Below are 24,211 nucleotides of genomic sequence, written 5' to 3' on the forward strand. Positions count from 1 at the left end.
TTAGTGGGATTTGCTATAATTACAAATCAATACTTCTTATTGAATAATTTACTAAGTGTAACAGATTAATCATTGATGATAAAATAACTCATTAAAACGGCTCATTTTAAGTCAATTAATTTTATACATTTGTTCTAAATCCTTTTGTTTAGTAGGTTCTAACAAAAAACCCTCTATCTAATTTTTAAAATTAGGTAGGGGGTTTGTTACATTCTGAAAATAAGGTTTAACAGATTACAAAACGGAGCGCAACCGTATTGCACGGGGTGTTCAAAACTCTTTACAGTACCTTTTTTGTTTGCCTTGTGGTTTTGCTGTGTGTGTTGTGTTGAGTGATTATTAGTTTTCAATAAGTGATACCATTCAAACAAACTAAGCATTAAAACGCCTTAAAATGCTTCAATGTTGTTTGTTATTAACAACCTATTTTGCCCTCTGCTTTACTCTCAATTTTGCTCAATGCTTCTTGCTTCTCCTGATTAGTTAATGCATTGAACTCTTTGTTTAATCTTGCTGTTTCTCTCAATTCTTTAAGATATGCGGGGGCGGGCTTCTCGGCCGTTGCTCTCTCTACTAACTGCCTTACTGTTTGACTGTTTAGTGTCTTGTTTTCATTTTTCAATATCAATGCTATAAATCTATCTATTGCATTGTTTAGTCTTTCGGGTGATCCGTATTGAAAAGGGGTTTGCAAACGTTTCATCCATCCTTTGTATGGTGTGGGGTTAATATTTTGCTCAATAAGATATATTGCAAGGTGATTATTTGCCTTTATATATTTTACTTCTGCGATTCTCTTTATTGTTTCGGGTCTGAAACTTGCTCCAATAGTTCTTCTGTTTTCTTTATACGCTCTCTCTCTGCCTTGTGCTAGTGATTTCTTTTTTTCCGTAGGATCAGCCCAACTCGCTTTGTTGGCTCGTAATGCGCTTTCTGTTCGTGTCATAGGATTTTATATTTTGAATTATAAACAAACAATCCCCTTTGATTATAAGTCATTGGGGATTGTCCTGAGTAAACAAACTAACAATCTAAAAATTAATTTTTAGGGGCTCTTTCTCTGATAAAATAAATTAGATTTTTGGGATCCAATTCAGTAACAAATTCATTTTTATAGTTCTTTGTTTGTATCAATTCTGTTAAGTCTCCTTGATAGTCATACCCAGCAAAATCTTTGAAAGACTTTTTCAAATCGAGTAAAGCATTTTTGAAATTCTCAAAAGCTTTAAACATTTCAATTTGTTTGGGGTCTGATAAGTATGTTTTGAAATTTTCAGCGATTTCAATTTTTGTTTGTTCAGAAACAAAATAAGAACGGTCTGCGGGGCTGTAACTGAAGTATGATGCACTCAATTCAATTGGCTTTTTGGAAACAACCTCATTTATCTTTGCTTTGAACTCGGCCACAAAGTCGGCTTGCAATGCTACTTGCTGTGAAACAAAGTGTTTATTGGCACCAATAGCCAAACAGTTTGAAGCAATAACGGATAAAAATTGTTCCGATGCTGTTGCTCCCCTATCTGTAATCATTGATAAGGCTGTTTTTTCGTCAAGCTCTCCTAAATCTAAGTCTTGATATAGTGGGGATATTTCGTTTAAGGTTGGAATAATCAATTCTAATTGTTTAATTAATCTTTCGGCTCCAATAGCATCATTTGCGATTAGCTTTTTTTCTGTTTTCATAATTCCTTTTGTTTAGTGTTGAATGTTAGTTTAATTGAATGTTGGGAAAATTAAAAGCTTGTTTCACATCAATAGTGTGATCTAGTTCAGATTGTTCTTTTGATGTGGATGGGTTTTGCCTTTCTTTGGCCATTCCCTCGGTTAAAATTTCCTGATAGATTTCAGGATACTGAATTTTTAAATCTTCTTTTGTCATTGTGTTTAATTTAATGCCTCACGGCGGTTTATACTTTTGGGAACTATTCCCAAAATGTTACTTTAGCAAATAGTTGTATTTGGTTTTTTGGATACAACTTATTTTGTTTGTTCAATTGATTGCTGTGTGTGTTTCTGATGTTGTGTGCAATTTCTTTTATCTGTGTTTTTAAATCTGAGTTTAACCAAATTGAACTTAGATACTCGGTTTTGATCTTCTCAAAAGTATTTGGGTTGTTCTCTAAATAATATTTAATACCGGAATGACTAAGTAAAATGCTTTCGTCTTTTTGCATTGAAATATCTAATTTGGTAACTCTGCAAATTCGCCGTTCTTGCTTATCGGTTGCTTTTTCTGTTTGGGTTACATTTCCACCTTTATATATAGTGGAATAGTAACCGCTTTTGATATTTTGGAATGACTTTATTTTGCTTTCGTTCTGTGTGGAAATGTAACCGCTTTTTAATAATTCAAGCTTTTTAAATATTAGGTTTTCTATTCTGTTTTTTAAGTTGTTTTCTACTTTTGAAACGATACTTAAGTATTTTGCCCTTTCTTTATTAAACCTGTTTTTATAAGGATCTTGACTTATATTAAACCAAGTGAGAGTATTTAAGTACTTTGTTATTTTTGTTTGTTCTGAAGCTTTCAAACAACTGAAATCTGTTTCACAATCCAACAATAGGACTTTATCAAACTCATTGATTATTTCATTTGAAATCTTTACATAACAATCATATTTTAATAAATCATTTGCGGTGTAAATGCCAAATTGATTGAAGTATTTACTTTGTTTACTCTTGATCTCAAAACGAAAAGTATTGATGTCGCAATGCTCCGGAAACTGCAAGCCTTTTGCATACGCCTTTATTATTTTATACGTGTTCATTGTTCCGTTGGCATTGGCCTTAAAGCTTTTTTTGAAGTATGCTAATCCTAAATCGGTTTTAAATTCGTTGCGTTCGTGATAGAGTAAAAAAGCAATTAGGTTTTTGATGTCAATAGGTGATACAATGTTTAACCCAAATTCAATATTTACTATTTTCAATAAATCTAGGTCAATTTTAAAAAGGGTTTTAAGCTCTAAAATTATCTGAATACAATCTATTACCTTGAAATCATTTGCATTGTGTAAACCATCATTAAAATAATAGTGGGGTTTGAATATAATATCTACTCTATTTGAAAAGAAACAAAAAACGATCCCTTTAAAATGCTTTACGGTTTTGGTTTTAATTACTTCAATATCAAACAAGTTAAGTTTGTCCTCACTTTTTACCCATTCCAGTAAATAATGATTTTCTAAATGTTGAATAGTTGAATTATCTGTGATATAAAATTTTAAAAAATCAATCATCTTACTATCTTTGAAACGGTTTTACAAATTGCCTTTTGTGAAACTGAACTTTTGAATAAAGTATAAGGGAGCTTGAACAACTCCCTTTTTTGTTGCTCTAAATTTCACGATAAATAGTAATGATTGTGTTAACCGTTCAAAGGGATCAAACTTGCTTCAATGTCTGAACGTAAAAAATATACTCGGCCACCAAGCCCAAACGGTTTGAGTTTTCCGTTCTTTTGCCAATTGGCCACCGTTGAGAGGTCAACGTTAAACATTCTTGCTACGTCTTGACGTGTCAAATAATCGTTTGGTTCTTTGGGCTTGAAGTTCTTTAAAAAATCATCTAAATGATTTTTTACGCCCTTTGTAATTTCCTGTTGTAGTTGTTCAGGGGTTACTGAAATGAATTGAATTTGTGTCATATTGCAAAGTTTTTGAATTAATGCTTTGACAAAATTCATTCTATTTCTATTTTTATTCATTACTGCACTTGTGCGGAATTTGTGCAAAATGCAATTATAATGGTTTCTCTACTAATGATAGGTATTTGCTTTTGAAATTTTCACAAACATTAATTTTGTTTTCTTCACAATATTCAATAATATCTTTCATCTGTTTGATACTTTTATAAATATTGTGATTCGATTTGCTTTCTTTTAAACTATCGTTTATGTACTGCCTTGAAAGGTTTAAATGTTTTGATAGTTGTGTAGGATTTTCAAATTCTTTCAATAAGTGATAGTAACGAAAACCTTTTTGAGGAATTAATTTAGAATATATTTCTCCTTTAGCAAGCAATAATCCGATTTGAAAAGATTTTTTTTGTGTTGTTTTTACCGTGTTTATTTTTGGTAATTCATTCAACTTTTGTTTATAAAGTGTTATTCTGTAATCTTCAAATTCACTTGGTTTAGTTCTTGGATTACATCTTAAAATAATGCTTTTTATTTCATTTTCGGTAGTGTCTTTATATTCATTCAAATAGAATTTTTTGTAGCCAATTATTTCTTTGTCATTGCTTAATTCATTGTAATATTCATATTCCGACAAACTCCAAACTCTTTTAATTTCGGCTTCTATATTGTTGATTTTTTCTACTTCATTGTTAATAAATTCCTGAGTGGTTTTGGTTGGGTTTTGCGCTTTGAAAACAGCCAAATTCCTTTCAAATCTTAAATTAAAATCCTCAACATTTCTCAAATCATAAATTTTTGGATCCAAAAAAAGCCCGTTTTCTAACTCAACTTTTCTTTTTTTTTCAAATTTTGTAACTTGAATTGTATTGTCAAGTTTGTCTAAATTCATTTGTAAGGCTCTTATTTTCTCCTCTTGCTTATTCATCTCAAAACTTTTGTTATCGTTGCTTAAATCGGCTCTTTTGGGGTTTGTTTTACTCGGTGCCTGTGTTTAATATTACTGTCATTTCGGGGGCTTTGTCTTTATGTAGGTCGTTGTAAAACTTCATAAACAAATCGGCGTTTTCGTCTGTGTCCTCCGGTGCATTAATATAAACTCTAAAGATTGATTCTTTTGAATGTCCCGAAATCCCCATTAAAACGGGTGTAGGCATTTTTTTGTAATAATTAGTACAAAACGATCTCCTGAAACTGTGAGTAGTTATTAATTCGTGTTTTGGGTAGATTCCAAATTCTTTTCGGCCTGAGATAGCATCAAATATTTTTCCCTCTGTTGGGGTGTTTATCTTTGCTTCTTCGCAAACTTTTTTGATATAAGTATTCAGTTTTTGAGTACTGATTTTATAAGGAAATCCGTTTTCAATAATATCAATAATGTGAGGGGCAATTATCCCAATTGTAACGGCTTTTTTTGTTTTTTGTTGGATTATGTCTAAATACATATTTCCGCCTTTATATCGAATATTGTCCGGTGTAATGTTTAATAAATCCCCGCCACGTTGTCCGATTTCACAACCAATCAACAACCATTTGCGGGCGTTCTTGAATGCCTCACTTTTTAAGTCTGTCGTTCTTATTGTTTCCAATTCATCAAACGAAAGTGTTTGAATATATCTATCGTCATCACTTTCGGAAACAACAATAATTTGCTTTGCAAAGGAATTAACTTTGATTCCCTTTTTTTCTGCTTCATTGCATACCGTTTTAATATTTGCAATGTGTTTTGATGCTGTGTTAACGGCGTATTTTTTGGTTTTCAATAACCATCTTTCAAATTTGTCAATAACTAATTCGTTGAGGTCTGCAAAATGAATTACTTTTTTAGTTTTCCTTTCATATTCAGAAATAACATTCTTTGTTGCTGTAAAACTATTTATTCGGCTTTGTGAAATGCCGTGTTTGTAACCGCCTTTAACTTTAACTTTTCGGGTGTCGGCGGTGTCAATAATGTTTTGAATGTAGTTTGTTATTAAATCATCGTCTTTTTTCTCTATGCGATCAAAACATTCATTGATTTTTGTATCCAACCAAAAAGCATCAATCAAAACTCCATTTCCTAAGTCGGTGTTTAGTTTTTCAAAAATGAATGATTCTAATTTTTTGAGGTTGTTAAAAACTACTTTGTTTTCGGGGGTGTTTTGTTTTGGGTAGTTGTCGCCTTTTTTGGGATTTTCTTTGTCGGGTGTATTCCAATCTTTTGGGTTAACTGAAAACCCAGTATTTAATTCAAATACGTTTTCTCTATTAATTGATAAACGAATTTTTATTGAAACATTTTTATTTGCCTTGCTTCTTAATCGATATTGAATTGTTGCCATTTTATAACTTTTGAACGGTTGAACTTTTGAACAATTCAAAAGTAATAAAATTTGCAATACATTTCACAAAGTTGCCCAACCGTTGCCCAACCGTTTTAAGATTTCATTACTTTTTATTCTATTTCATTCTATTTTTGAACTACTCTTAAATGTCTTGTTAAGTATTGAATTTATTGAGTTTAAAGCTCTTTTTTGTTGGTTTTTGTTGGAATGTTTAAAAATGCCAAATCTAGGGGTTTCAATTCCGGCTCCGGGTACTTAAAAACCTCGTAATCGATTGATTACGAGGTTTTTTTATTTTTTAAGGGAACGAAAGGATCAAAGGGATCAATTTCAAAAGTTGGGGATTATGCAAAAATATTGGATAATCTGAATAAGAAAATTTATGCCAATTATACCTTTTTAATCACATACGTTACCATACCCCAAATGATCAATTGGTTTTCTTCGGTAACTAAAATGGGTTTGTAATTTGGATTTTCGGGCAGCAAATACATACAATCCTTTTCGACTTGAATGCGTTTTACAGTAAATTCGCCGTCAATACAGCAAATCGCAATTTTATTGTTTTTGGGTTCCAAACTTCGGTCAACGACCAATACATCTTTGTCATTGATACCGGCATCAATCATAGAATTGCCTTTTACTTTGATGTAAAATGTAGCCAATGGATTTTCGCTCAATTCTTTGTTCAAATCAATGTTGGTTTCCATAAAATCTGCTGCCGGTGAAGGAAATCCTGCCGAAACGCCCTCATTGATATACGGTATTCGAAGTTCACTTTCGAAGTCTGGACGGAAGAAAGAGAGCTTTTGTTTTGGGTTTACAGACATTGTATTTCGAGTATTTCTTTAAACTTTGTAGTATATTTTGGCGACAAATGATTTTGATTCATGTTCCAAGTCAGACTCAAATTTTGGGTAGCCAATTTTACTTTTGTCATTCCAATTTTGTGATTGAGCTGATCGATGGTTTGCATCAATGCCAAATGTTTTGGATTTTCTTCTTCGAACAAATGCAGTTGTTTTTTGTTCTCGTCAATCAGTTCGGTCACAATTACCCCCGCTTTTTTGAACTTAATACCTTCGTTACCTTGGTGCAATTCTTTCAGTAAAGCGATGGCAGCGTTCGAAATTGTTAAGGTCGAATGGCTAGCGTAGGGTAATGTTATGGCTTTGTTGAAATAGTATTTTGAGGCGTTGACCGAGTGTTTGTCAATGACCAACATCACGATAATGGTATGGCAACAGGAATGTTGTTTGCGTAATTTTTCGGCACAAACTGCAGCAAAAGTAGCGATACGTTCTCTAAGTAAATCAAATTCCGCGATTTGTTTTGGAAAGCTTCTTGTGGTAGCAATACTCTTTTTTTGTAGCACAACAGGTTCTAAATCTAATACGGATTTGCCTTCTAATTCTTGTTTTAATCTAAGGCCAATAACGCCCATTTCTTTCTTAATCCAAGCTTCGTGTTGAGGTTGTATAAAATCCAGTGCGGTTTGTATGTTACGCAGTTTGGCTTTTTTGGTCGTGCGATACCCAATGCCCCAAACGTCTTCAATCTTGGTCCATTTTAGGGCTTTGATGCGTTTTTCTTCGGAGTCAATAACATAGACGCCTTGGGTGCGATCTTGAAATTTTTTAGCAATTTTATTGGCAACTTTAGAGAGCGCTTTGGTTTCGGCAAAGCCAATGCAAACCGGAATTCCCACCCATTTTTGCACTCGGGTTTTCATCTGAAGTCCGTAGCTGTGGTAGTCCTCAATCGAAAGACCATCAAAATTCAGGAAGGCTTCGTCTATACTGTAGATTTCAATATTCGGCGTGAACTGATTCAATATGTTCATCACTCGATTACTTAAATCCCCATACAATGGATAATTGGAGGAAAAGACAGCGACTTCTTTCTCTTTTATCAGGTCTTTAATTTGAAAGGCAGGTGCCCCCATAGGAATGCCAACCGCTTTGGCTTCATTACTTCTAGAAATCACACAACCATCGTTGTTGGATAATATCGCAACCGGTTTTCCGTTGAATTTCGGTTGAAAAACACGTTCGCAAGAAGCATAGAAATTATTACAATCGACTAAAGCATACATAGCACAAATTTACAGCATTCGAACTGCCGTAAGTAGCTAACGATAGTTAATTTTTTGTGGCTGTTGATAAGTTAACACAGTATTAAATTATATGACTGTCCGCTATGTGTACGAGCAATTCAACTATGGAACACGGATGACACGGATGGTGCAGATTTTCGCTGATTTGTATATCAAAATTCCGTTTAAATCTGCGTCATCCGCGTGCCATTTTTATTATTAGTGCAAGTAATGGATTGTCATTTAAATTATCTTATTAATACCGAATAAAAATTATATTTAATCGTAAAATAAAATTGGTATTTACTTAATACAGTGTTGGTTAGGGTTTATATAGGTTGATAGCACCGCATAAATATGTACAACCTTGGTTTGTGTATTGATGCTAAAATGTATCATATACTTAAAGGTTTTAAGAGGTACACAATGTACTTGTTTGTATCGTATTTCAAAGAAGGGATTGTGTTGTAAACTTTTTAAAAAACTACGATATTCATTTAAAAATTTTTTGCCGTATCCTTTTCTTCTTGAGTTCAAAAAATCTCGAGCTTCTATTAAATCGTCTGCTACTCTTGGATCAGCAGTAATGGTATATTTCGTCATTTAAACGTCCAGGTTGTCTAGCATTTCAAATGCGTCAACTGGCTTTTTATTGTCTTCAATACGTTTGGAGACAATTTCTTTATGCCATTGCGGAATTTCTAGAGCGCTTTGAGCGTGTTTGTAAGCTAGAAAGTCAATAAAGTTTTCTACTTCTTCTAAAACAGAATCGGGAAGATTCTTAAGTTTGGTATTGACTTGTTCAAAGGTGGTTGTAGCCATAGTTGAAATATGATTTGTAGCGTTTTACAACGGCTTTATGTTCTTATTTAAAAGAGAAAGTTAAGCAAATTTAAGTGATTTTAGATGAATTTGTTACGCAGTAATTTCTTTTAACATAAAAAGAAGGATTCAGCTTTTCTCTGTGTTGAAAGTAAAATAGTGTGGAATTTTACTAAATAAAAGATAGCCACCAATTGTTTTAGGCGTGAAAATTATCCAACCAATTGGGGTCGCTCATTTGTTTTTGAATCCTTTCAATGTCGCCAAACGTAGTCACCAAAGCATCGTTGTTGTTGCTGTCGACCAAATCTTTCTGAAAAGCACCGCCTTTTTGAATGATGTATTCGGCCATTTGTTGACCAATGACTTGCATCAAATCAAAGCGATTAATATCCGCCATATCAATTGAGTTCAAGATGGAATAATCTACATCGTGTAACCATTTTGAAGGATATTTTTTGGGGTCTAATCCGTCGGTATTCGGTATTTTTTTGATAGAGAGAGGGTCTAATGAAATTTGGAATCGTCGAAAATCAATAATTTTATTAATCATCGGAGAGCGTAAGGTGTTTACTTGCATAGCGCTAGAATCTTGACCCATTTGTGTCATCAGCCATTCCAACCAAAATTTAATATCCAAACCTTTAATTTTGAGCGTAGCATCGGGTTGTACAAATTGTCTGGAGAGTCCGGTGCCAAAACTGAAAATGCATAATTTGGTGATATCATAAGCGGAATCTTTTTCTTTTCCTTTGGGAAAGCTATAGGAAATGGCTTCCATAAATCCAGCAAGAACAGGATTGTTGTAGGTAGTCGTTCCACCATCTACAAAACGTTCAAGTGGATTGAAATAAGTAGGAGCACTCATCGTGGCTTCGAGTACGGCACGGAGTAATACGTCTTTGTAGGTGCCATAAAAGCTACCATCTTTTTGTTTGAAACAACTAAAAAAAGTCTCTTCAGAAGCAGTCATATCGTGCGCCGTAATCATCAAATCAATATCGGTTTTGGCACAACTTTCGGCTAGGGTAGTGTTTTGAATTTCTTCGAAAAGTAACTTTCGGTAATTGCCTTTTAGGTATTTTGGCGGATTTACAAAACGGTCTCCCAAAGGTTTTTTGTCAAATACTTCTTCGATTAGTGTACTATATTTTTCTTCTATCGCCGTTGCGGTATAGCCTGAAGCAATGAGGCCTGCGATGATGCCTCCGGTAGAAGTTCCTGAAACCATATCAAACAATTCAAAACAAGGAATCCCAGCGGTTTCTTCTAATTTTTTGAGCAGTTGAAGGGTTAAAATTCCTCTCATCCCGCCACCATCTAAGCATAAAATGACTCTTTTGTTGGGATTGATATTGAGTTTTTCAAAAGCCTTTTTTCTTGAGGCTGGCATTTTTGATCCGTTTACTTTTGCCATTGTGGTTGGTTTGGTTAATAGATGTGATTGGAGCTATATAAAAATACTCAAAAAATACTTTTTTTATATTTCATTTCCAATAATTTGATCCATAACCCAGTTGGTATGAGTGGCTGTAGCTCCGGTTGATGGATGTTGTGAGCGACCTAACAAGTGATCTCTCATTTGTTGCACGTGATACAATTGAATGTTTTCTGGGTGTGTTATTTCGTGTGCTGTTGTGCCTTCTGAAGTTGTGAGTAGCATAGGTTCGTTTTCAAAAATCGAAAAAGTAATAGTACCCCTGCTGCCATAAATAGTAACTTTGTCTTCCCGTTTTAAAGTGCCAAAATTCCAACAACCACTTCCAGTTATACCTGATTGATGGAGCCAGCAAGCTGTTGCAGCATCTTTTGCAGTGTATAGTCCCTGTTGGTTGAGACTAATTCCCGAAACATTAGTTATGGTTCCAAAATAATGCACAAACAAATCCAATCCGTGACTGGCTAAATCATCAAAATAGCCTCCAGTAGCAATTTTTCTATCGGTTCTCCAATTGTATTCTCCTGAAAGGTCTTGTGCTGAGGTGGGTTTGCTCAAATGCCAATGAAGGTGTCTAATCGTGCCAATTTTGTTGTTTTTAATCCATTCTTTTATTTGCTCAAATCTTGGTAAGGTACGTCTGTAATAGGCAACAAAAAGCGGAATGTTTTTAACAGCAAATGCTTCGGTGATGGCGACACAATCTTTATAATTGGGGGCTAATGGTTTTTCTATACAACAGGGTTTTCCGGCGACGGCTACTTTTAGACCATAATATTTGTGTACATCTGGAGGCGTTGCAATATAAACCGCATCTATTTCAGGGTCGTTGATTAGGGCATCAGCATCGGTGTAGTATTTGGCTATGCCGTGTCTTTTGGCATAATCAGCCGCCTTTTCTTCATCACGACGCATCACAGCTCCGATGGTAAATCCTTCTGTTTTTTGATAGGCGGGGCCACTTTTGATTTCGGTTACATTTCCGCAACCAATAATTCCCCAGCGGATTGTTTTCTCTTTTATATCCATTGCCTTTTAATTGCAGCCGTCTATGCCACAACAAGAATTATCTGCTTCTGTGTTGATGCTAGTGTTTTCTACTTCTTCCCAAATTTGTTTCAAGGCATTCAGAAAAGTTTCAGGATATTGTGCTCCAGAAATGGCATATTTATTATTCAAAACAAAGAAAGGAACTCCTTGCACGCCTATGGCTTGTGCTTCTTGTTGGTCTTTTCTAACGGCATCACCATATTTATCTGATGAAAGTACCGAATTTATACTTTCCTCTTCCAATCCAACTTCTTTCCCTAAAGCAGTTAGCACGGCAATGTTGTTGATGTCCAATCCGTCGGTAAGATAGGCTTTGAATAACAACTCTTTTAACGAATCCGCAACTTCTTTTTCTTTGGCCAAATGCAACAAACGATGTGCATTATAGGAATTCGCCATTTTAGCTTTTTCAAAGTGAAAATCCAGACCAACGTTTTTAGCATTCTGTGTCATATCGAAGAGCATCTGTTGTGCCCAATCGGTATCTTTTCTGTATTTTTCTGCTAAGTGCTCAACCAAACTGTCTTCTTTTGTGGCGACGAAGTTAGCATCTAATTGGAAACTTTTCCACTCGATATGTATCGCATTCCTATATTCGAATTGTGCAATGGCAGATTCTAATCTTCTTTTGCCAATATAACAAAAGGGACACATGATGTCGGACCAAATTTGTATGTTGATTTGCTTTGTCATTTTTTTGATTTTTGAGGGGTGAAATATACTAAAAAAAACCGCCTTAAATAAGAATTTAAGGCGGCTGAATATAGTTGTATTTTTTTTAGATTAAATCCATTACTAGCGATGGGAATAATCCTAATGCGATGTTTAATAATAAAGCAACAGTCGCAACAATATAGATTACTACAGGAGTTCCTGTTCTAGATTCATTCGATTCTTTAGTATACATGGCTAGTATTAATTTGAAATAATACCCCACACTAATGATAGAGTTGACTACAGCAAAAATAACAACCACTAAATATCCCGCTTGAATGGTTTCACTGAATAAAGCCATTTTAGCAAAAAATCCTGAGAAAATTGGAATACCTGCCATGGATAAAAGTGATCCAGTTAACACAGCAGCTAATAATGGATGTGTTTTTCCTAAACCATGGAAGTTGGCAATGTCTTCATTATTTTTGTCTTTACATACATAAAGTAAGACACTAAAAGCTCCAATACCTGCAATGGCGTAGGCAGTTGTGTAATATAATAAACTTCCTGCAGAAGTACCAATACTAAGTAAAGTCATTAGCATAAAACCAGCATGAGAAATACCAGAGAAAGCCAACATTCTTTTGACATTACTTTGTTTTAATGCCATAATGTTACCCACTGTCATTGATGCAATAGAAATAATTACAATGACCAATTGAAAATTATAATTCAAATCAGCATTCAATACACTAAGTAATTTAAATAAAGCCGACATCGCCACCACTTTTGCCAAAGTACTCATGGTAGCAGTGGTCATAGCGGGAGCACCTTCGTAAACATCAGGAGCCCAAAAGTGGAATGGGAAGGCCGCTATTTTGAACAACATTCCTATGGTCAACAATACAATTCCTATGGGGAACCAAATTGGCAATTCCGCTGATTTTGACATTTCACTGATTTCAGCTACATCAAAACTACCCATCGCACCGTATACTAAACAGATACCAAAAAGTAATATTCCAGATGCAAAAGATCCCATTAAGAAATATTTCATACCCGCCTCATTACTCTTTAAATCCAAACGCTTGCTTGCTGCCAAGATGTATAAAGCGATAGACAATACTTCGATTCCTAAAAAGAACATGGCTAAGTTTCCGAAAGAAACCATAGCAACGGCTCCAGCTAGTAAAAATATTTTTATCGCAATAAAATCTGATAATTTAGATTGATGCTTCTCATAAAAGTTATGACTCAAGGCTACCAAAAAGATGGTAAGTACAATAAACAAACTTGAAAAAGTAACGGAAAAATTCGTTACCGAAATCATATTATTATAAAAAGAAGCAGGCGTATTATAATCGGCTACTGTCAGCCCCAAAACGCCAAGTAATCCAAGTATGGTTGCAGGAATAATTCCTTTTCTGAAATCAAGAATTTCAAATAAAAGGCATAAAACACCTAATCCTATTATAGCTATTAATGTATTCATTTTTGATTTTTTGATTCAGGATTTTTGATTTAGGATTTAAATGTAACACTTAATTCACCATCTCAAAAGCCCTATTTTTTACTGTTATTTTTTTCTTTTATTGTTTTTATGGCAGCTGAAAAAATTGATACTAATTCATTTTCTTCTTTTATTAGTGAATCTAATGCTGTTTTATCACAAGGTACTTCTAAACCCTTTATAAATTCTAACCAGAACAAACTTTCATCTGCTTCTTCATCTACAATTTTTAGTTTGTTTAAAAAATCAGCTTCTGATTTTCCTCTACAAACAGCTCTATAATTTGCTGCAACTGATGATGATGATTTAAAAAGTTGAAAAGAGACTACATCATTTGCTTTTGTTTTCTCAAGAGTCATTAAAAATAAAAAAACATCCAATGCAAATTGTTTGGTTCTATTTTTAAGTTCCTCTTTTGTCATTTTTAAAAAATCCTAATTCCTAATTATTAAATTCCTAAATCTTATTGATTTGAGTTAAAATTTCTTCTAGACTTGGTGTAATTAAGTCTGTAATTGGTTTTGGATACAATCCAAAAAAGAACAATACCGCTACTATAACTAGTAATGTAATGATCTCGCTAAGCGATAGGGCTGCAAAAGGTTTTGCATTGGTTTCCCCTAACATGACATGTTGAAACATTTTAAGCATATAGTAAGCTCCAAAAATTATCGTAGTTCCACCCAATACCGCAAACCAAATATTGATTTGTGATAAGCTATACAACACGGTAAATTCTCCAACAAAGTTAAATGTAGTTGGCAACGCAACCGATGCTAAAACTAAGATCATAAACAAAGAAGTGAATTTTGGTGCTAAGGCGCGAATGCCTCCCATGTCAGCAATCGTTCTTGTTTCGTATCTTCTGTAAATGATTTCAGCAGCAAAGAATAAACCTACCACAACAAATCCGTGGGCAATCATTTGTAGAACGGCCCCTCTAAAACCATCAAGCGTTAAGGTGTAAGCACCAGCAGCAATTAAACCTACGTGAGCTAAAGACGAGTAAGCTAATAATTTTTTGAGATCCTTTTGTCTGATCGCTACAATAGATCCGTAAATGACACCTGCGATTCCGATTGCAATGAAAATAGGCATGTATTCTTTAGCGGCGATTCTAGATAGTGGTAATTGCCAACGAATCACGCTGTATAAACCCATTTTTAGCATGATACCAGATAATAACATGGTCCCAACAGTTGGCGCTTTTTGATAAACATTAGCCTGCCAAGTGTGAAAAGGAATTAAAGGAATTTTGATAGCATATGCTAAGAAAAATGCTGTAAAAATCCATTTTTGTTCAGTAACTGAAAGATTTAATTTATATAAATCTTCAATCATAAAACTTCCTGCTTGTTGGTACATGTAGATAAATGCAACTAGCATAAACAAAGAACCCGCTAAAGTGTAAATAAAGAATTTAACAACTGCTTTTTTGCGTTCTTCCAAATCACCATTACCCCAAACTAAGGCAATAAAGTAAATTGGAATCAAAGCCAATTCCCAGAAAATATAATATAAAAGTCCGTCTGATGCTAAAAAAGTACCTACCATAGCAAATGCCATGAATAAAAGTAACGCATAAAAAGTTTTAGCATTTTTTAGCTCATTCCCAAAAGAAGAATAAATGATGATTGGCGTTAAAGCTGTTGTTAACAAGAGCATCGCCAATGAAAGTCCATCGGCTTTTAAGGCAAAAGATACTTTCGGTAAGGTAATCCAATTGGCTAGAAAACTAATGTTTTCACCAGCATTATAATGATTTAAAAGTACGATAGAAACCCCAAAAGTAACTAGTCCAAACAACATAGCTATTTTTGAAGCCAACTTGTCTCCTGCCAAGTAGGTGACCAAAGCTCCAATTAAAAGTAATAGTAATATAAGTGATACGTTCATAGTAGGGTGTATTATTGTGCTAAAAATAAAAAGGAAATAATGGCGCATAGTCCTAAAACAAAAGCAAAAAGATATAATCCAACACTTCCATTTTGTAATTTTCTACCATAGTGTCCCATTTCGTTCGTTACTTTTCCAAGTCCAAATACGAAACTTGAAATACCAGTTTCAATATAATCTCTAAAGAAACATGACAACGCATTTGTTGTTTTTACAAATACAGTATCGTACAATTCGTCAACATAATATTTGTTGTAAACCACTTTTGTGAAGCCTGTAATTTCGCTATCTGCAGGTGGCACAGTATTATTTTTAACGTATTTCACATAAGCAATGGCAATCCCAACTAATCCTCCAACTACGGCAAGAGCCATCAACATATATTCTGTGGCGCCTAAATGGTGAGAAGCGTTTGCTAATTTTGGTACAATTGGAATCAAATAGTGATTTAACCAACTGTTACCAGGTAAACTGATAAGACCACCAATGGTAGCCAAAATAGCCAAAATGATTAATGGTACAGTAATTAGTGCAGGGCTTTCGTGCAAATGATGTTTTTGTTCTGCTGTTCCTCTAAAATCCTGGAAGAAAGTCAAGAACATCAATCGGAACATATAAAAAGCTGTCATAATAGAAGCTACCGAAGCAATAATCCACAAAGGAATATTATGGTGGAATGCCGTTAACAAAATTTCATCTTTTGAGAAGAAACCTGAGAATAATGGTACACCTGATATGGCTAAAGAAGAAACTAACATGGTGATAAAAGTGATGGGCATTACTTTTCTCAATCCACCCATGTTACGCATATCTTGTTCTCCATGTAAAGCATGAATTACAGAACCTGAACCCAAGAACAAACAAGCTTTGAAGAAAGCGTGTGTGATTACGTGGAATACAGCAACTTCATAAGCCCCCAATCCTAAGGCCAAAAACATTAATCCTAATTGAGAAACTGTAGAATAAGCCAGTACTTTTTTGATGTCATTTTGAGCCAATCCAATGGTTGCAGCTACCAATGAAGTAACAGCACCTACAATAGCGATGATGTTTTGAACATCTGGAGCCAAATCGAATACAAAATTCAAACGGGTAATCATAAAGATACCAGCAGTAACCATCGTTGCCGCGTGAATCAAGGCAGAAACCGGAGTTGGTCCAGCCATCGCATCAGGTAACCAAGTGTACAACGGAATTTGTGCTGATTTACCACAAGCCCCAATAAATAATGCAAAAGAAGCAACAGCTATGGCGTATACATTGATTTCTGTTGCACCAGAAATAATCGTTTTTAAAGAAGTATAATCAAGGGTATTAAATTGTCTTCCTAAAATAAAGATTCCAATCAGTAAACCTAGATCACCAATACGGTTCATGATGAATGCTTTTTTGGCAGCATCATTATAGTCTTGGTTTTTATACCAGAAACCAATTAGTAAGTAAGAGCAAAGTCCAACGCCTTCCCATCCGATGAAAAGGACTAACAAGTTGCTACCAAGTACCAAAGTGATCATGAAAAACACAAATAAATTCAAATAGGCAAAAAACATATGCATATTTTCATCATCGTGCATATAACTAATAGAATACAAGTGAATCAATGAACCAATACCCGTTACAAAAAGCAACCAAAGTACCGAAAGCTGATCTACTAAAAATCCTAAATCAATTTTGAAAGTTCCTAATTGAATCCATTCGAATAATGAAATCTGTAGCGCTTCTTTGGATGAAGAAACGGTTCCAAAAAAGAAAAAAGTAGCTACAAACGAGATCAATACACTCAAAGTACCAATGACACCCGAAACAGTTTTTCCTAAATTTTTTCCAAAAAATACGTTGATTAAAAAGCCTACTAAAGGAGCAAGAACTAATATTAATGCTATGTTGGTATTCATTTCCATTTATCCTTTTAAGTTTTTTAAATTATCAATAGTAATAGCGCCTAAATTTCTAAAAATAGAAACTAAAATGGCTAATCCAACTGCAACTTCAGCCGCGGCAACCGCCATAGAAAAAAACACAAAAACTTGTCCTTGTGCATCCTGATGGTAAGTTGAAAAGGCAACAAAAAGTAAATTTACTGCATTCAACATAATTTCAATTGACATGAAAACAATGATGGCATTTCTTCTGTACAATACTCCAAAAATGCCAATACAAAAGAGGATGACACTCAAGAAGATGTAATTTTCGATACCAATCTGGTTTAAAATATTATTCATCTTACTTTTCTATTTTTTCTTTTTTAGACAAAAGGACCGTTCCAATCATTGCTGTCAAAAGCAATATCGAAGCAAATTCAAACGGAACCATATATTCATTCAATAACACTTTACCTAATACATTGATCGATTGAAAATCCTCACCAGTAGCTACGTATTCACCAACAATTGGTTTTGAATTGGTAAATATGGCAATCAATATTAAACATACTAAGCAAAAGGATACGATAGCCCCTAAACGAGTAATTCTAGGTTTGTGTACTTCATCTTCTTTATTCAAGTTCATCAACATGATGGTGAACAAAAATAAAATCATAATCGCACCAGAGTAAACTATAATATGAACGATGGCTAAGAATTGTGCGTTCAATAACAAATAGTGGCCCGCAATAGTAAAGAAACAAATCACCAAATAAATGGCACTATGTATAGGATTTCGGCTAAAAACCGTTAAAAAGGCAGTGGCTAAAGTGATAAAGCCTAACAGGCAAAAAACAATAAGTACTGTAGACATTAGTTAGCGTTTTTAAGTTGAGTATTTTTAATAGCCATTTCTAAAGGCATTACTAATTTATCTTTTCCAAAAATAAAATCTTCTCTAGTATAATTAGCAGGCACTAATTCTTTTGAAAGTGTCAAATAAATAGCATCTTTAGGGCAAGCCTCTTCACATAATCCACAGAAAATGCAACGCAACATGTTGATTTCATAGATTTCTGCATATTTCTCCTCGCGGTACAAATGTTTTTCATCAGCTTTACGCTCTGCTGCTTTCATTGTAATGGCTTCGGCAGGGCACGATAAGGCACACAATCCACAAGCGGTACAGTTTTCTCTTCCTTCCTCATCGCGTTTTAGCATATGCTGTCCGCGATAAATTGGACTCATAGTTCGCACTTGTTCAGGGTAATGAATCGTTGCTTTTTTCTTAAAAAAGTGTTGGATGGTAATGAGCAAACCTTTTACAATCGCTACAAGATACAAGCGTTCCAAAAAGGTCATCTCTTTGTTTGAGACCATCTTTTTTCTACCCGATAATGATATAGTTTCTATTGACATTTTTTGTTTTTTATTTAAAGCTAATCCTGCTATCCGCTGTATCTTTTATTTTTTGAAAGAAAAAATAAAAGGATGCCGCTACTATCAGGGCTAGGGCGCTTCGTAATTAATTTAGAATCCTAAAAAAGCAGCAATATCTGCTCTTAAAATAACAATTCCAGTAATAATGATATTGATGATTGACAGAGGAATTAAGATTCTCCATCCTAAGTGCATCAATTGATCGTATCTGAATCTTGGTATCGTCCATCTTACCCACATATAGAAAAAGATAAAACTAAATATTTTCATAAACAATGCGGCTACACCGATAAGATTTCCAATGTTTACACCCCAGTTTTCAACTGCATAAGCCATTCCAGGATAGTTGTACCCTCCAAAGAATAATACTGATAAAATAGTAGAAGAAATAAACATATTAGCATATTCCGCAAATAAATAGAATCCCATTTTCATGGAAGAATATTCCGTGTGGTATCCACCAATTAATTCACTCTCACATTCTGGTAAGTCAAAAGGCGTACGGTTGCTTTCAGCAAAAGCACAAATCAAAAAGATTAAGAAAGATAAAGGTTGATAAAATACATTCCAGTTCATTCCCGCTTGTTGAGCAGAAATTTCTCTTAAACTCAGGGTTCCTGTCATCATTAACAAAGCAATCATGGATAATCCCATAGCTACTTCATACGATACCATTTGCGAAGCCGCACGAACCGCTCCCATCAAAGAGAATTTATTGTTCGAAGCCCAACCTCCAATCATAATTCCATATACACCAATAGAAACTACTCCGAAAAAGTACAGTAATCCAATATTAATATCGGTAGCTTGTAATAAGATATCTTTTCCAAATAAATGCAAACGATCTCCCCATGGAATAACAGCACTAGTCATTAAAGCTGTACCCATGGCAATTCCTGGCCCAACAAAAAATAAAAATCTATTAGGAGTATCCGGCTCAAATTCTTCTTTGGCAAACAATTTCAAACCATCGGCAAGTGGTTGAAATAAACCACCCCATCCCGCACGGTTTGGCCCCACTCTATCTTGCAAATAAGCAGCAACTTTCCTTTCTGCCCAAGTGGAATACATGGCTACCAACATGGTAATTGCGAAGACAACTACGATTACAACACTTTTTTCAATAATAAAAACACTATCCATTTTTGTTCGAATCTATTAAGTTGCCATCAATTTTTTCATTGTAATCAATCTCCGCCATGCTGATTTTTTTACGGTCTTGAGGTCTTCCCAAAAGGATTTTCTCTTCGGTATTAATGATTACTTTTTCTGTTTTGGTGTAATTGTTTTGATTGATTACAGAGTCTTTTTCAAAAACTCTTGGTCCTTCAATTACCCAGTCACTTACGTCTTTTTTGTCAAAACGACAGGTATTACAAATGAATTCTTCTACTTCGTGATATTCATCTTTTCTTCCCGTTACACGTTGAATTTCGCCTCCAAACATCCAAACAGTAGTGTTACCACAACATCCAGGAGTAGTACACTCTCTGTGTGCGTTGAAAGGCTTATTGAACCAAACTCTCGATTTGAAACGGAAGGTTTTGTCGGTCAATGCTCCAACAGGACATACATCAATCATGTTTCCAGAGAATTCATTGTCGATAGCTTTTGAAATGCAAGTTGAGATATTAGAGTGATCTCCTCTGTCTAGAACGCCGTGTACACGGTTGTCTGTTAATTGATCCGCTACTTGTACGCATCTTTGGCACAAAATACAACGGTTCATATGTAGTTGAATATTTGGACCAATGTTTTCAGGTTCAAATGTTCTTTTTTCTTCGATATAACGCGTTTGCGATTTTCCGTGTTCGAAGCTTAAGTTTTGCAAATCGCATTCTCCAGCTTGATCACATATTGGGCAATCTAAAGGGTGATTGATCAATAAAAATTCAGTTACCGCTTTTCTAGCTTCTGTAACTCTTTCAGAAGATTTACTGTTTACTTCCATACCATCCATGCAGCCTGTTACACAAGATGCCATTAATTTTGGCATAGGTCTTGGGTCAGCTTCACTTCCTTTGGATACTTCCACTAAACAACAACGGCATTTACCACCGCTCCCTTTTAATTTCGAATAATAACACATCGCTGGCGGAACTACATCTCCACCAATCATGCGAGCGGCTTGTAGGATGGTTGTTCCTGGTTCTACTTCTATCGACTGACCGTCTATTGTTACTTTCATTTTTTTGGGTCTTAATGGTAAAACAAAATTTTACCTTTTTAACTTTTAACTATAGGGTTACTTTACCAACTAAGTGCTTTACCTTTTCGAAAGGTTCTGCTACAAAATGATCTCTATTTTTAATTTTTTCTGGGAAACGAATGTGGTATTCGAATTCATCTCTAAAATGACGAATAGCAGCAGCGACAGGCCAAGATGCAGCATCACCAAGAGGACAGATCGTGTTTCCTTCGATTTTACTTTGAATGCTCAACAACAATTCGATATCTTCCTCGCGACCGTGTCCGTTTTCGATTCGGTGTAATACTTTTTCTAGCCATCCTGTACCTTCACGACATGGAGTACATTGACCACAGCTTTCATGGTGATAGAAACGAGAGAAATTCCAAGTGTTTCTAACAATACAGCTCGTGTCATCATATACGATAAATCCACCTGAACCTAACATAGAACCTGTAGCAAAACCACCATCACTTAACGACTCATAGGTCATTAATCGGTCTTCGCCAGCAGCTGTTTTATAAATTAAGTTAGCAGGTAAAATTGGCACTGAACTTCCACCTGGTACAAATGCTTTTAAAGGACGATCAGAACTCATTCCGCCTAAATATTCATCTGAATTCATGAATTCGTACACAGATAATCCCATTTCGATTTCATAAACTCCAGGGTTTTTAATATGACCTGAAGCAGAAATTAATTTAGTTCCAGTAGATCTTCCAACTCCAATTTTAGCGTAATCAGCCCCAGAATTATTTACAATCCACGGCACTGCCGCAATGGTTTCTACGTTGTTTACTACAGTCGGATTGGCCCAAAGACCAGAAACGGCTGGGAAAGGTGGTTTGATACGCGGATTTCCACGTTTACCTTCTAAAGATTCAATAAGTGCAGTTTCTTCACCACAGATATAAGCTCCACCACCACAATGAACGTACAAGTCTAAATCGTAACCTGTACCTAATATATTTTTTCCTAACCATCCTGCAGCTTTTGCTTCGGCTATGGCTCTTTCTAATATCTTGTAAACCCACATGTATTCTCCACGAATGTAGATATAAGAACGATTAGCGCCTAGTGCATAACTAGAGGTAATCATCCCTTCAATTAACAAGTGAGGAATATATTCCATCAAGAAACGATCTTTGAACGTTCCTGGTTCTGATTCGTCTGCGTTACAAACCAAATGACGTGGTTTTCCTGATTTTTTATCAATAAAACTCCATTTCATTCCTGCCGGGAATCCTGCACCACCACGACCTCTTAGTCCAGAAGTCTTAACTTCTTCAACTACTTCGTCAGGAGTTAATGTTTTTAAAGCTTTCTCAACTGAAGCATAACCGCCGTTAGCACGATATACTTCGTATGTCTTTATTCCAGGAATATTGATTTTGTCTAATAATATTTTTTGTGACATCTTATTTATCGTGTAATATTATTTTATTATCTCTGCAATCTGTAATGATTTGATCGATTTTCTCTTCAGTTAAATGTTCTTTGTAGAAATCTCCCAATTGCATCATTGGAGCATAACCACAAGCACCTAAACATTCTACACCTCTTACTTCAAACAAGCCATCAGCGGTAGGCTCTCCTACTGGTACACCTAGTTTTTCACAAGTGTAGTCCATTAAGTTTTCTACACCATTCAAACAACAAGGAGAAGTTTGACAAAACTCGAACATGTATTTTCCAACAGGTCTTTGGTTAAACATGGTGTAAAACGTCACGACTTCATACACTTCAATAGGTTTGATATGAAGAATTTCGGCTACTTTGTTTTGTAATTCGATGCTTAACCAGTTGTCATGGGCATCTTGTACCTCATGTAAAACTGGCAACAGTGCTGATTTTCTCTTGTCTTCAGGATAGTGGCTGATCAATTCATTGATGCGTTCCATCAATGTTTCGGTCATGTTTATTTCTTGTTGGTACTGTTTTCTTTCCATTTTTATAATTTTTGCCGAAAGGCTCAAAGTCACAAAGTTTTTTTAAATCAAAAATCTAAAAAACACTAGTTCAAATTATTATGCGTCTAATTCTCCTGCGATTACATTTAAACTTGATAATATTACAATGGCATCCGATAGCATGGATCCTTTAATCATTTCAGGATACGCTTGATAGTAAATAAAGCAAGGTCTACGGAAATGCAAACGATAAGGTGTTCTACTTCCGTCTGAAACTAAGTAAAAACCAATTTCACCGTTAGCTCCTTCTACAGGATGGTATACTTCTCCAACTGGAACAGGAACCTCGCCCATTACAATTTTAAAGTGATAAATTAAAGATTCCATAGTAGTATATACGTCTTCTTTTGGAGGCAAGAAATACTCTGGAACATCCGCATGGTACTCATTACCTTCAGGCATTTTGGCTAAAGCTTGTTTAATAATGCTCAAACTTTCCCAAACTTCTGCATTACGAACGCAGAAACGATCGTAAGTATCTCCTGATTTTCCAACAGGAACAATGAAATCAAAATCTTCGTAAGAGCTGTAAGGTTGTGCTACACGCACATCATAATCTACACCAGCGGCACGTAAGTTAGGTCCTGTAAAACCATAAGCCAACGCTTTTTCGGCAGTAATTCCTCCTACATTTACAGTTCTATCAATAAAAATTCTGTTTCTTTCGAATAAGTTTTCGAATTCTTTCCAAGCCACTGGAAATTCTTCTAGAAAAGTATTTAATAATTCAAAGGCTTTAGGAGACCAGTCTTTTTCGAAACCACCAATTCTACCCATATTGGTAGTCAAGCGTGCCCCACAAATTTCTTCGTAAATTTCGTATACTTTCTCTCTGAATTGGAACACATATAAAAAACCAGTATAAGCACCAGTATCTACTCCTAAGATAGAATTACAAATAAGGTGATCGGTGATTCTGGCTAATTCCATAACAATCACACGAAGGTATTGTGCTCTTTTAGGAACTTCTACTCCTAGTAATTTTTCTAAAGTCATCCACCATCCTAAGTTGTTGATAGGAGAAGAACAATAGTTCATACGATCCGTAAGTGGCGTAATTTGATAAAATGGGCGATTTTCGGCTATTTTTTCGAAGGCTCTGTGGATGTATCCAATGGTAGGTTCAGCTTCTAAAATTTTCTCTCCATCCATCAATAAGATGTTTTGAAAAATTCCGTGCGTTGCTGGGTGAGTAGGTCCTAAATTCAAGATTGAAAGTTCACTTCCGTCTTCATTATGACGCTCTTTGATTATTTTAGCATAACGATGCTCTGGTGGTAATAATAGTTCTGACATTTATTGAATGTGAAAAATTATAAGATTGTTTT

General features: G+C 34.9%; 26 protein-coding genes. All 26 read right to left on the reverse strand.

From position 1 onward, the window contains the following. Window positions 1–415: 415 nt before the first annotated feature. Complete coding sequence (locus ACSVH7_RS01695) at window positions 416–946, reverse strand: hypothetical protein (protein ID WP_438064961.1); 531 nt, start codon at window positions 944–946, stop codon at window positions 416–418. A gap of 92 nt (window positions 947–1,038) precedes the next feature. Further along, a complete protein-coding gene (locus ACSVH7_RS01700; protein WP_438064962.1) occupies window positions 1,039–1,683 on the reverse strand; it encodes a hypothetical protein in 645 nt (214 codons plus the stop codon). 25 nt (window positions 1,684–1,708) lie between these two features. Continuing rightward, window positions 1,709–1,879, reverse strand: coding sequence for a hypothetical protein (locus ACSVH7_RS01705; RefSeq protein ID WP_438064963.1), 171 nt, complete (start codon window positions 1,877–1,879; stop codon window positions 1,709–1,711). Window positions 1,880–1,922: 43 nt separating this feature from the next. Next, window positions 1,923–3,236 carry a hypothetical protein gene (locus tag ACSVH7_RS01710; RefSeq protein ID WP_438064964.1) on the reverse strand — a complete coding sequence of 438 codons (1,314 nt, stop codon included), beginning with the start codon at window positions 3,234–3,236 and terminating at the stop codon, window positions 1,923–1,925. 128 nt (window positions 3,237–3,364) lie between these two features. Further along, entirely contained in the window at window positions 3,365–3,643 is a 279-nt protein-coding gene (locus ACSVH7_RS01715; protein ID WP_438064965.1) for a helix-turn-helix domain-containing protein, read from the reverse strand. A 94-nt stretch (window positions 3,644–3,737) separates the two neighbouring features. Further along, window positions 3,738–4,562, reverse strand: a complete 825-nt coding sequence (locus tag ACSVH7_RS01720) for a hypothetical protein (protein WP_438064966.1) — start codon at window positions 4,560–4,562, stop codon at window positions 3,738–3,740. Window positions 4,563–4,611: 49 nt separating this feature from the next. Continuing rightward, window positions 4,612–5,955 (reverse strand): phage integrase SAM-like domain-containing protein, encoded by a 1,344-nt coding sequence (locus ACSVH7_RS01725; protein WP_438064967.1) that lies wholly within the window; start codon window positions 5,953–5,955, stop codon window positions 4,612–4,614. A gap of 392 nt (window positions 5,956–6,347) precedes the next feature. Further along, window positions 6,348–6,788, reverse strand: coding sequence for a LexA family protein (locus ACSVH7_RS01730; RefSeq protein ID WP_438064968.1), 441 nt, complete (start codon window positions 6,786–6,788; stop codon window positions 6,348–6,350). Next, window positions 6,779–8,053 (reverse strand): Y-family DNA polymerase, encoded by a 1,275-nt coding sequence (locus ACSVH7_RS01735; protein ID WP_438064969.1) that lies wholly within the window; start codon window positions 8,051–8,053, stop codon window positions 6,779–6,781. Before ACSVH7_RS01735 ends, ACSVH7_RS01730 begins: the two co-directional genes overlap by 10 nt. A 303-nt stretch (window positions 8,054–8,356) precedes the next feature. Beyond that, entirely contained in the window at window positions 8,357–8,656 is a 300-nt protein-coding gene (locus ACSVH7_RS01740) for a hypothetical protein (protein ID WP_438064970.1), read from the reverse strand. After that, a complete protein-coding gene (locus ACSVH7_RS01745) occupies window positions 8,657–8,875 on the reverse strand; it encodes a hypothetical protein (protein ID WP_438064971.1) in 219 nt (72 codons plus the stop codon). Between the two features lie 199 nt (window positions 8,876–9,074). Further along, window positions 9,075–10,292 (reverse strand): patatin-like phospholipase family protein, encoded by a 1,218-nt coding sequence (locus ACSVH7_RS01750; protein WP_438064972.1) that lies wholly within the window; start codon window positions 10,290–10,292, stop codon window positions 9,075–9,077. A 63-nt stretch (window positions 10,293–10,355) separates the two neighbouring features. Beyond that, window positions 10,356–11,342, reverse strand: coding sequence for a Gfo/Idh/MocA family protein (locus ACSVH7_RS01755; RefSeq protein WP_438064973.1), 987 nt, complete (start codon window positions 11,340–11,342; stop codon window positions 10,356–10,358). Between the two features lie 6 nt (window positions 11,343–11,348). Continuing rightward, on the reverse strand, window positions 11,349–12,056 hold the full coding sequence (locus ACSVH7_RS01760) for a DsbA family oxidoreductase (protein WP_438064974.1): 708 nt from the start codon (window positions 12,054–12,056) through the stop codon (window positions 11,349–11,351). An 85-nt stretch (window positions 12,057–12,141) separates the two neighbouring features. Further along, window positions 12,142–13,509 carry an NADH-quinone oxidoreductase subunit N gene (locus ACSVH7_RS01765; RefSeq protein ID WP_438064975.1) on the reverse strand — a complete coding sequence of 456 codons (1,368 nt, stop codon included), beginning with the start codon at window positions 13,507–13,509 and terminating at the stop codon, window positions 12,142–12,144. Window positions 13,510–13,580: 71 nt separating this feature from the next. Beyond that, a complete protein-coding gene (locus ACSVH7_RS01770) occupies window positions 13,581–13,949 on the reverse strand; it encodes a four helix bundle protein (RefSeq protein ID WP_438064976.1) in 369 nt (122 codons plus the stop codon). 34 nt (window positions 13,950–13,983) lie between these two features. Further along, window positions 13,984–15,423, reverse strand: a complete 1,440-nt coding sequence (locus ACSVH7_RS01775; RefSeq protein ID WP_438064977.1) for a complex I subunit 4 family protein — start codon at window positions 15,421–15,423, stop codon at window positions 13,984–13,986. 11 nt (window positions 15,424–15,434) lie between these two features. Further along, the gene (gene nuoL / locus ACSVH7_RS01780) at window positions 15,435–17,318 is read right to left on the reverse strand and encodes an NADH-quinone oxidoreductase subunit L (RefSeq protein WP_438064978.1); all 1,884 of its coding nucleotides are present in this window, start codon (window positions 17,316–17,318) and stop codon (window positions 15,435–15,437) included. A gap of 6 nt (window positions 17,319–17,324) precedes the next feature. Further along, window positions 17,325–17,645, reverse strand: a complete 321-nt coding sequence (nuoK, locus tag ACSVH7_RS01785) for an NADH-quinone oxidoreductase subunit NuoK (protein ID WP_024979879.1) — start codon at window positions 17,643–17,645, stop codon at window positions 17,325–17,327. A gap of 1 nt (window position 17,646) precedes the next feature. Further along, complete coding sequence (locus tag ACSVH7_RS01790) at window positions 17,647–18,159, reverse strand: NADH-quinone oxidoreductase subunit J family protein (RefSeq protein ID WP_438064979.1); 513 nt, start codon at window positions 18,157–18,159, stop codon at window positions 17,647–17,649. Continuing rightward, entirely contained in the window at window positions 18,159–18,704 is a 546-nt protein-coding gene (locus ACSVH7_RS01795) for a NuoI/complex I 23 kDa subunit family protein (protein ID WP_438064980.1), read from the reverse strand. The genes ACSVH7_RS01790 and ACSVH7_RS01795 overlap by 1 nt, the downstream gene beginning before the upstream one ends. A gap of 111 nt (window positions 18,705–18,815) precedes the next feature. Further along, on the reverse strand, window positions 18,816–19,868 hold the full coding sequence (gene nuoH, locus ACSVH7_RS01800) for an NADH-quinone oxidoreductase subunit NuoH (RefSeq protein ID WP_438064981.1): 1,053 nt from the start codon (window positions 19,866–19,868) through the stop codon (window positions 18,816–18,818). Continuing rightward, window positions 19,861–20,913 (reverse strand): 2Fe-2S iron-sulfur cluster-binding protein, encoded by a 1,053-nt coding sequence (locus ACSVH7_RS01805; RefSeq protein WP_438064982.1) that lies wholly within the window; start codon window positions 20,911–20,913, stop codon window positions 19,861–19,863. Before ACSVH7_RS01805 ends, nuoH begins: the two co-directional genes overlap by 8 nt. Before the next feature lie 49 nt (window positions 20,914–20,962). Further along, window positions 20,963–22,330: an NADH-quinone oxidoreductase subunit NuoF gene (nuoF, locus tag ACSVH7_RS01810; RefSeq protein ID WP_078210631.1), complete on the reverse strand. Its 1,368-nt coding sequence runs from the start codon at window positions 22,328–22,330 to the stop codon at window positions 20,963–20,965. A 1-nt stretch (window position 22,331) separates the two neighbouring features. Beyond that, window positions 22,332–22,862, reverse strand: coding sequence for an NADH-quinone oxidoreductase subunit NuoE family protein (locus tag ACSVH7_RS01815; RefSeq protein ID WP_024979885.1), 531 nt, complete (start codon window positions 22,860–22,862; stop codon window positions 22,332–22,334). A 78-nt stretch (window positions 22,863–22,940) separates the two neighbouring features. Next, window positions 22,941–24,179: an NADH-quinone oxidoreductase subunit D gene (locus ACSVH7_RS01820; protein ID WP_438064983.1), complete on the reverse strand. Its 1,239-nt coding sequence runs from the start codon at window positions 24,177–24,179 to the stop codon at window positions 22,941–22,943. Window positions 24,180–24,211: the final 32 nt, after the last annotated feature.

The sequence above is a fragment of the Flavobacterium sp. TSSA_36 genome (assembly GCF_051547165.1).
In the GTDB taxonomy this organism is placed as follows: Bacteria; Bacteroidota; Bacteroidia; order Flavobacteriales; family Flavobacteriaceae; genus Flavobacterium.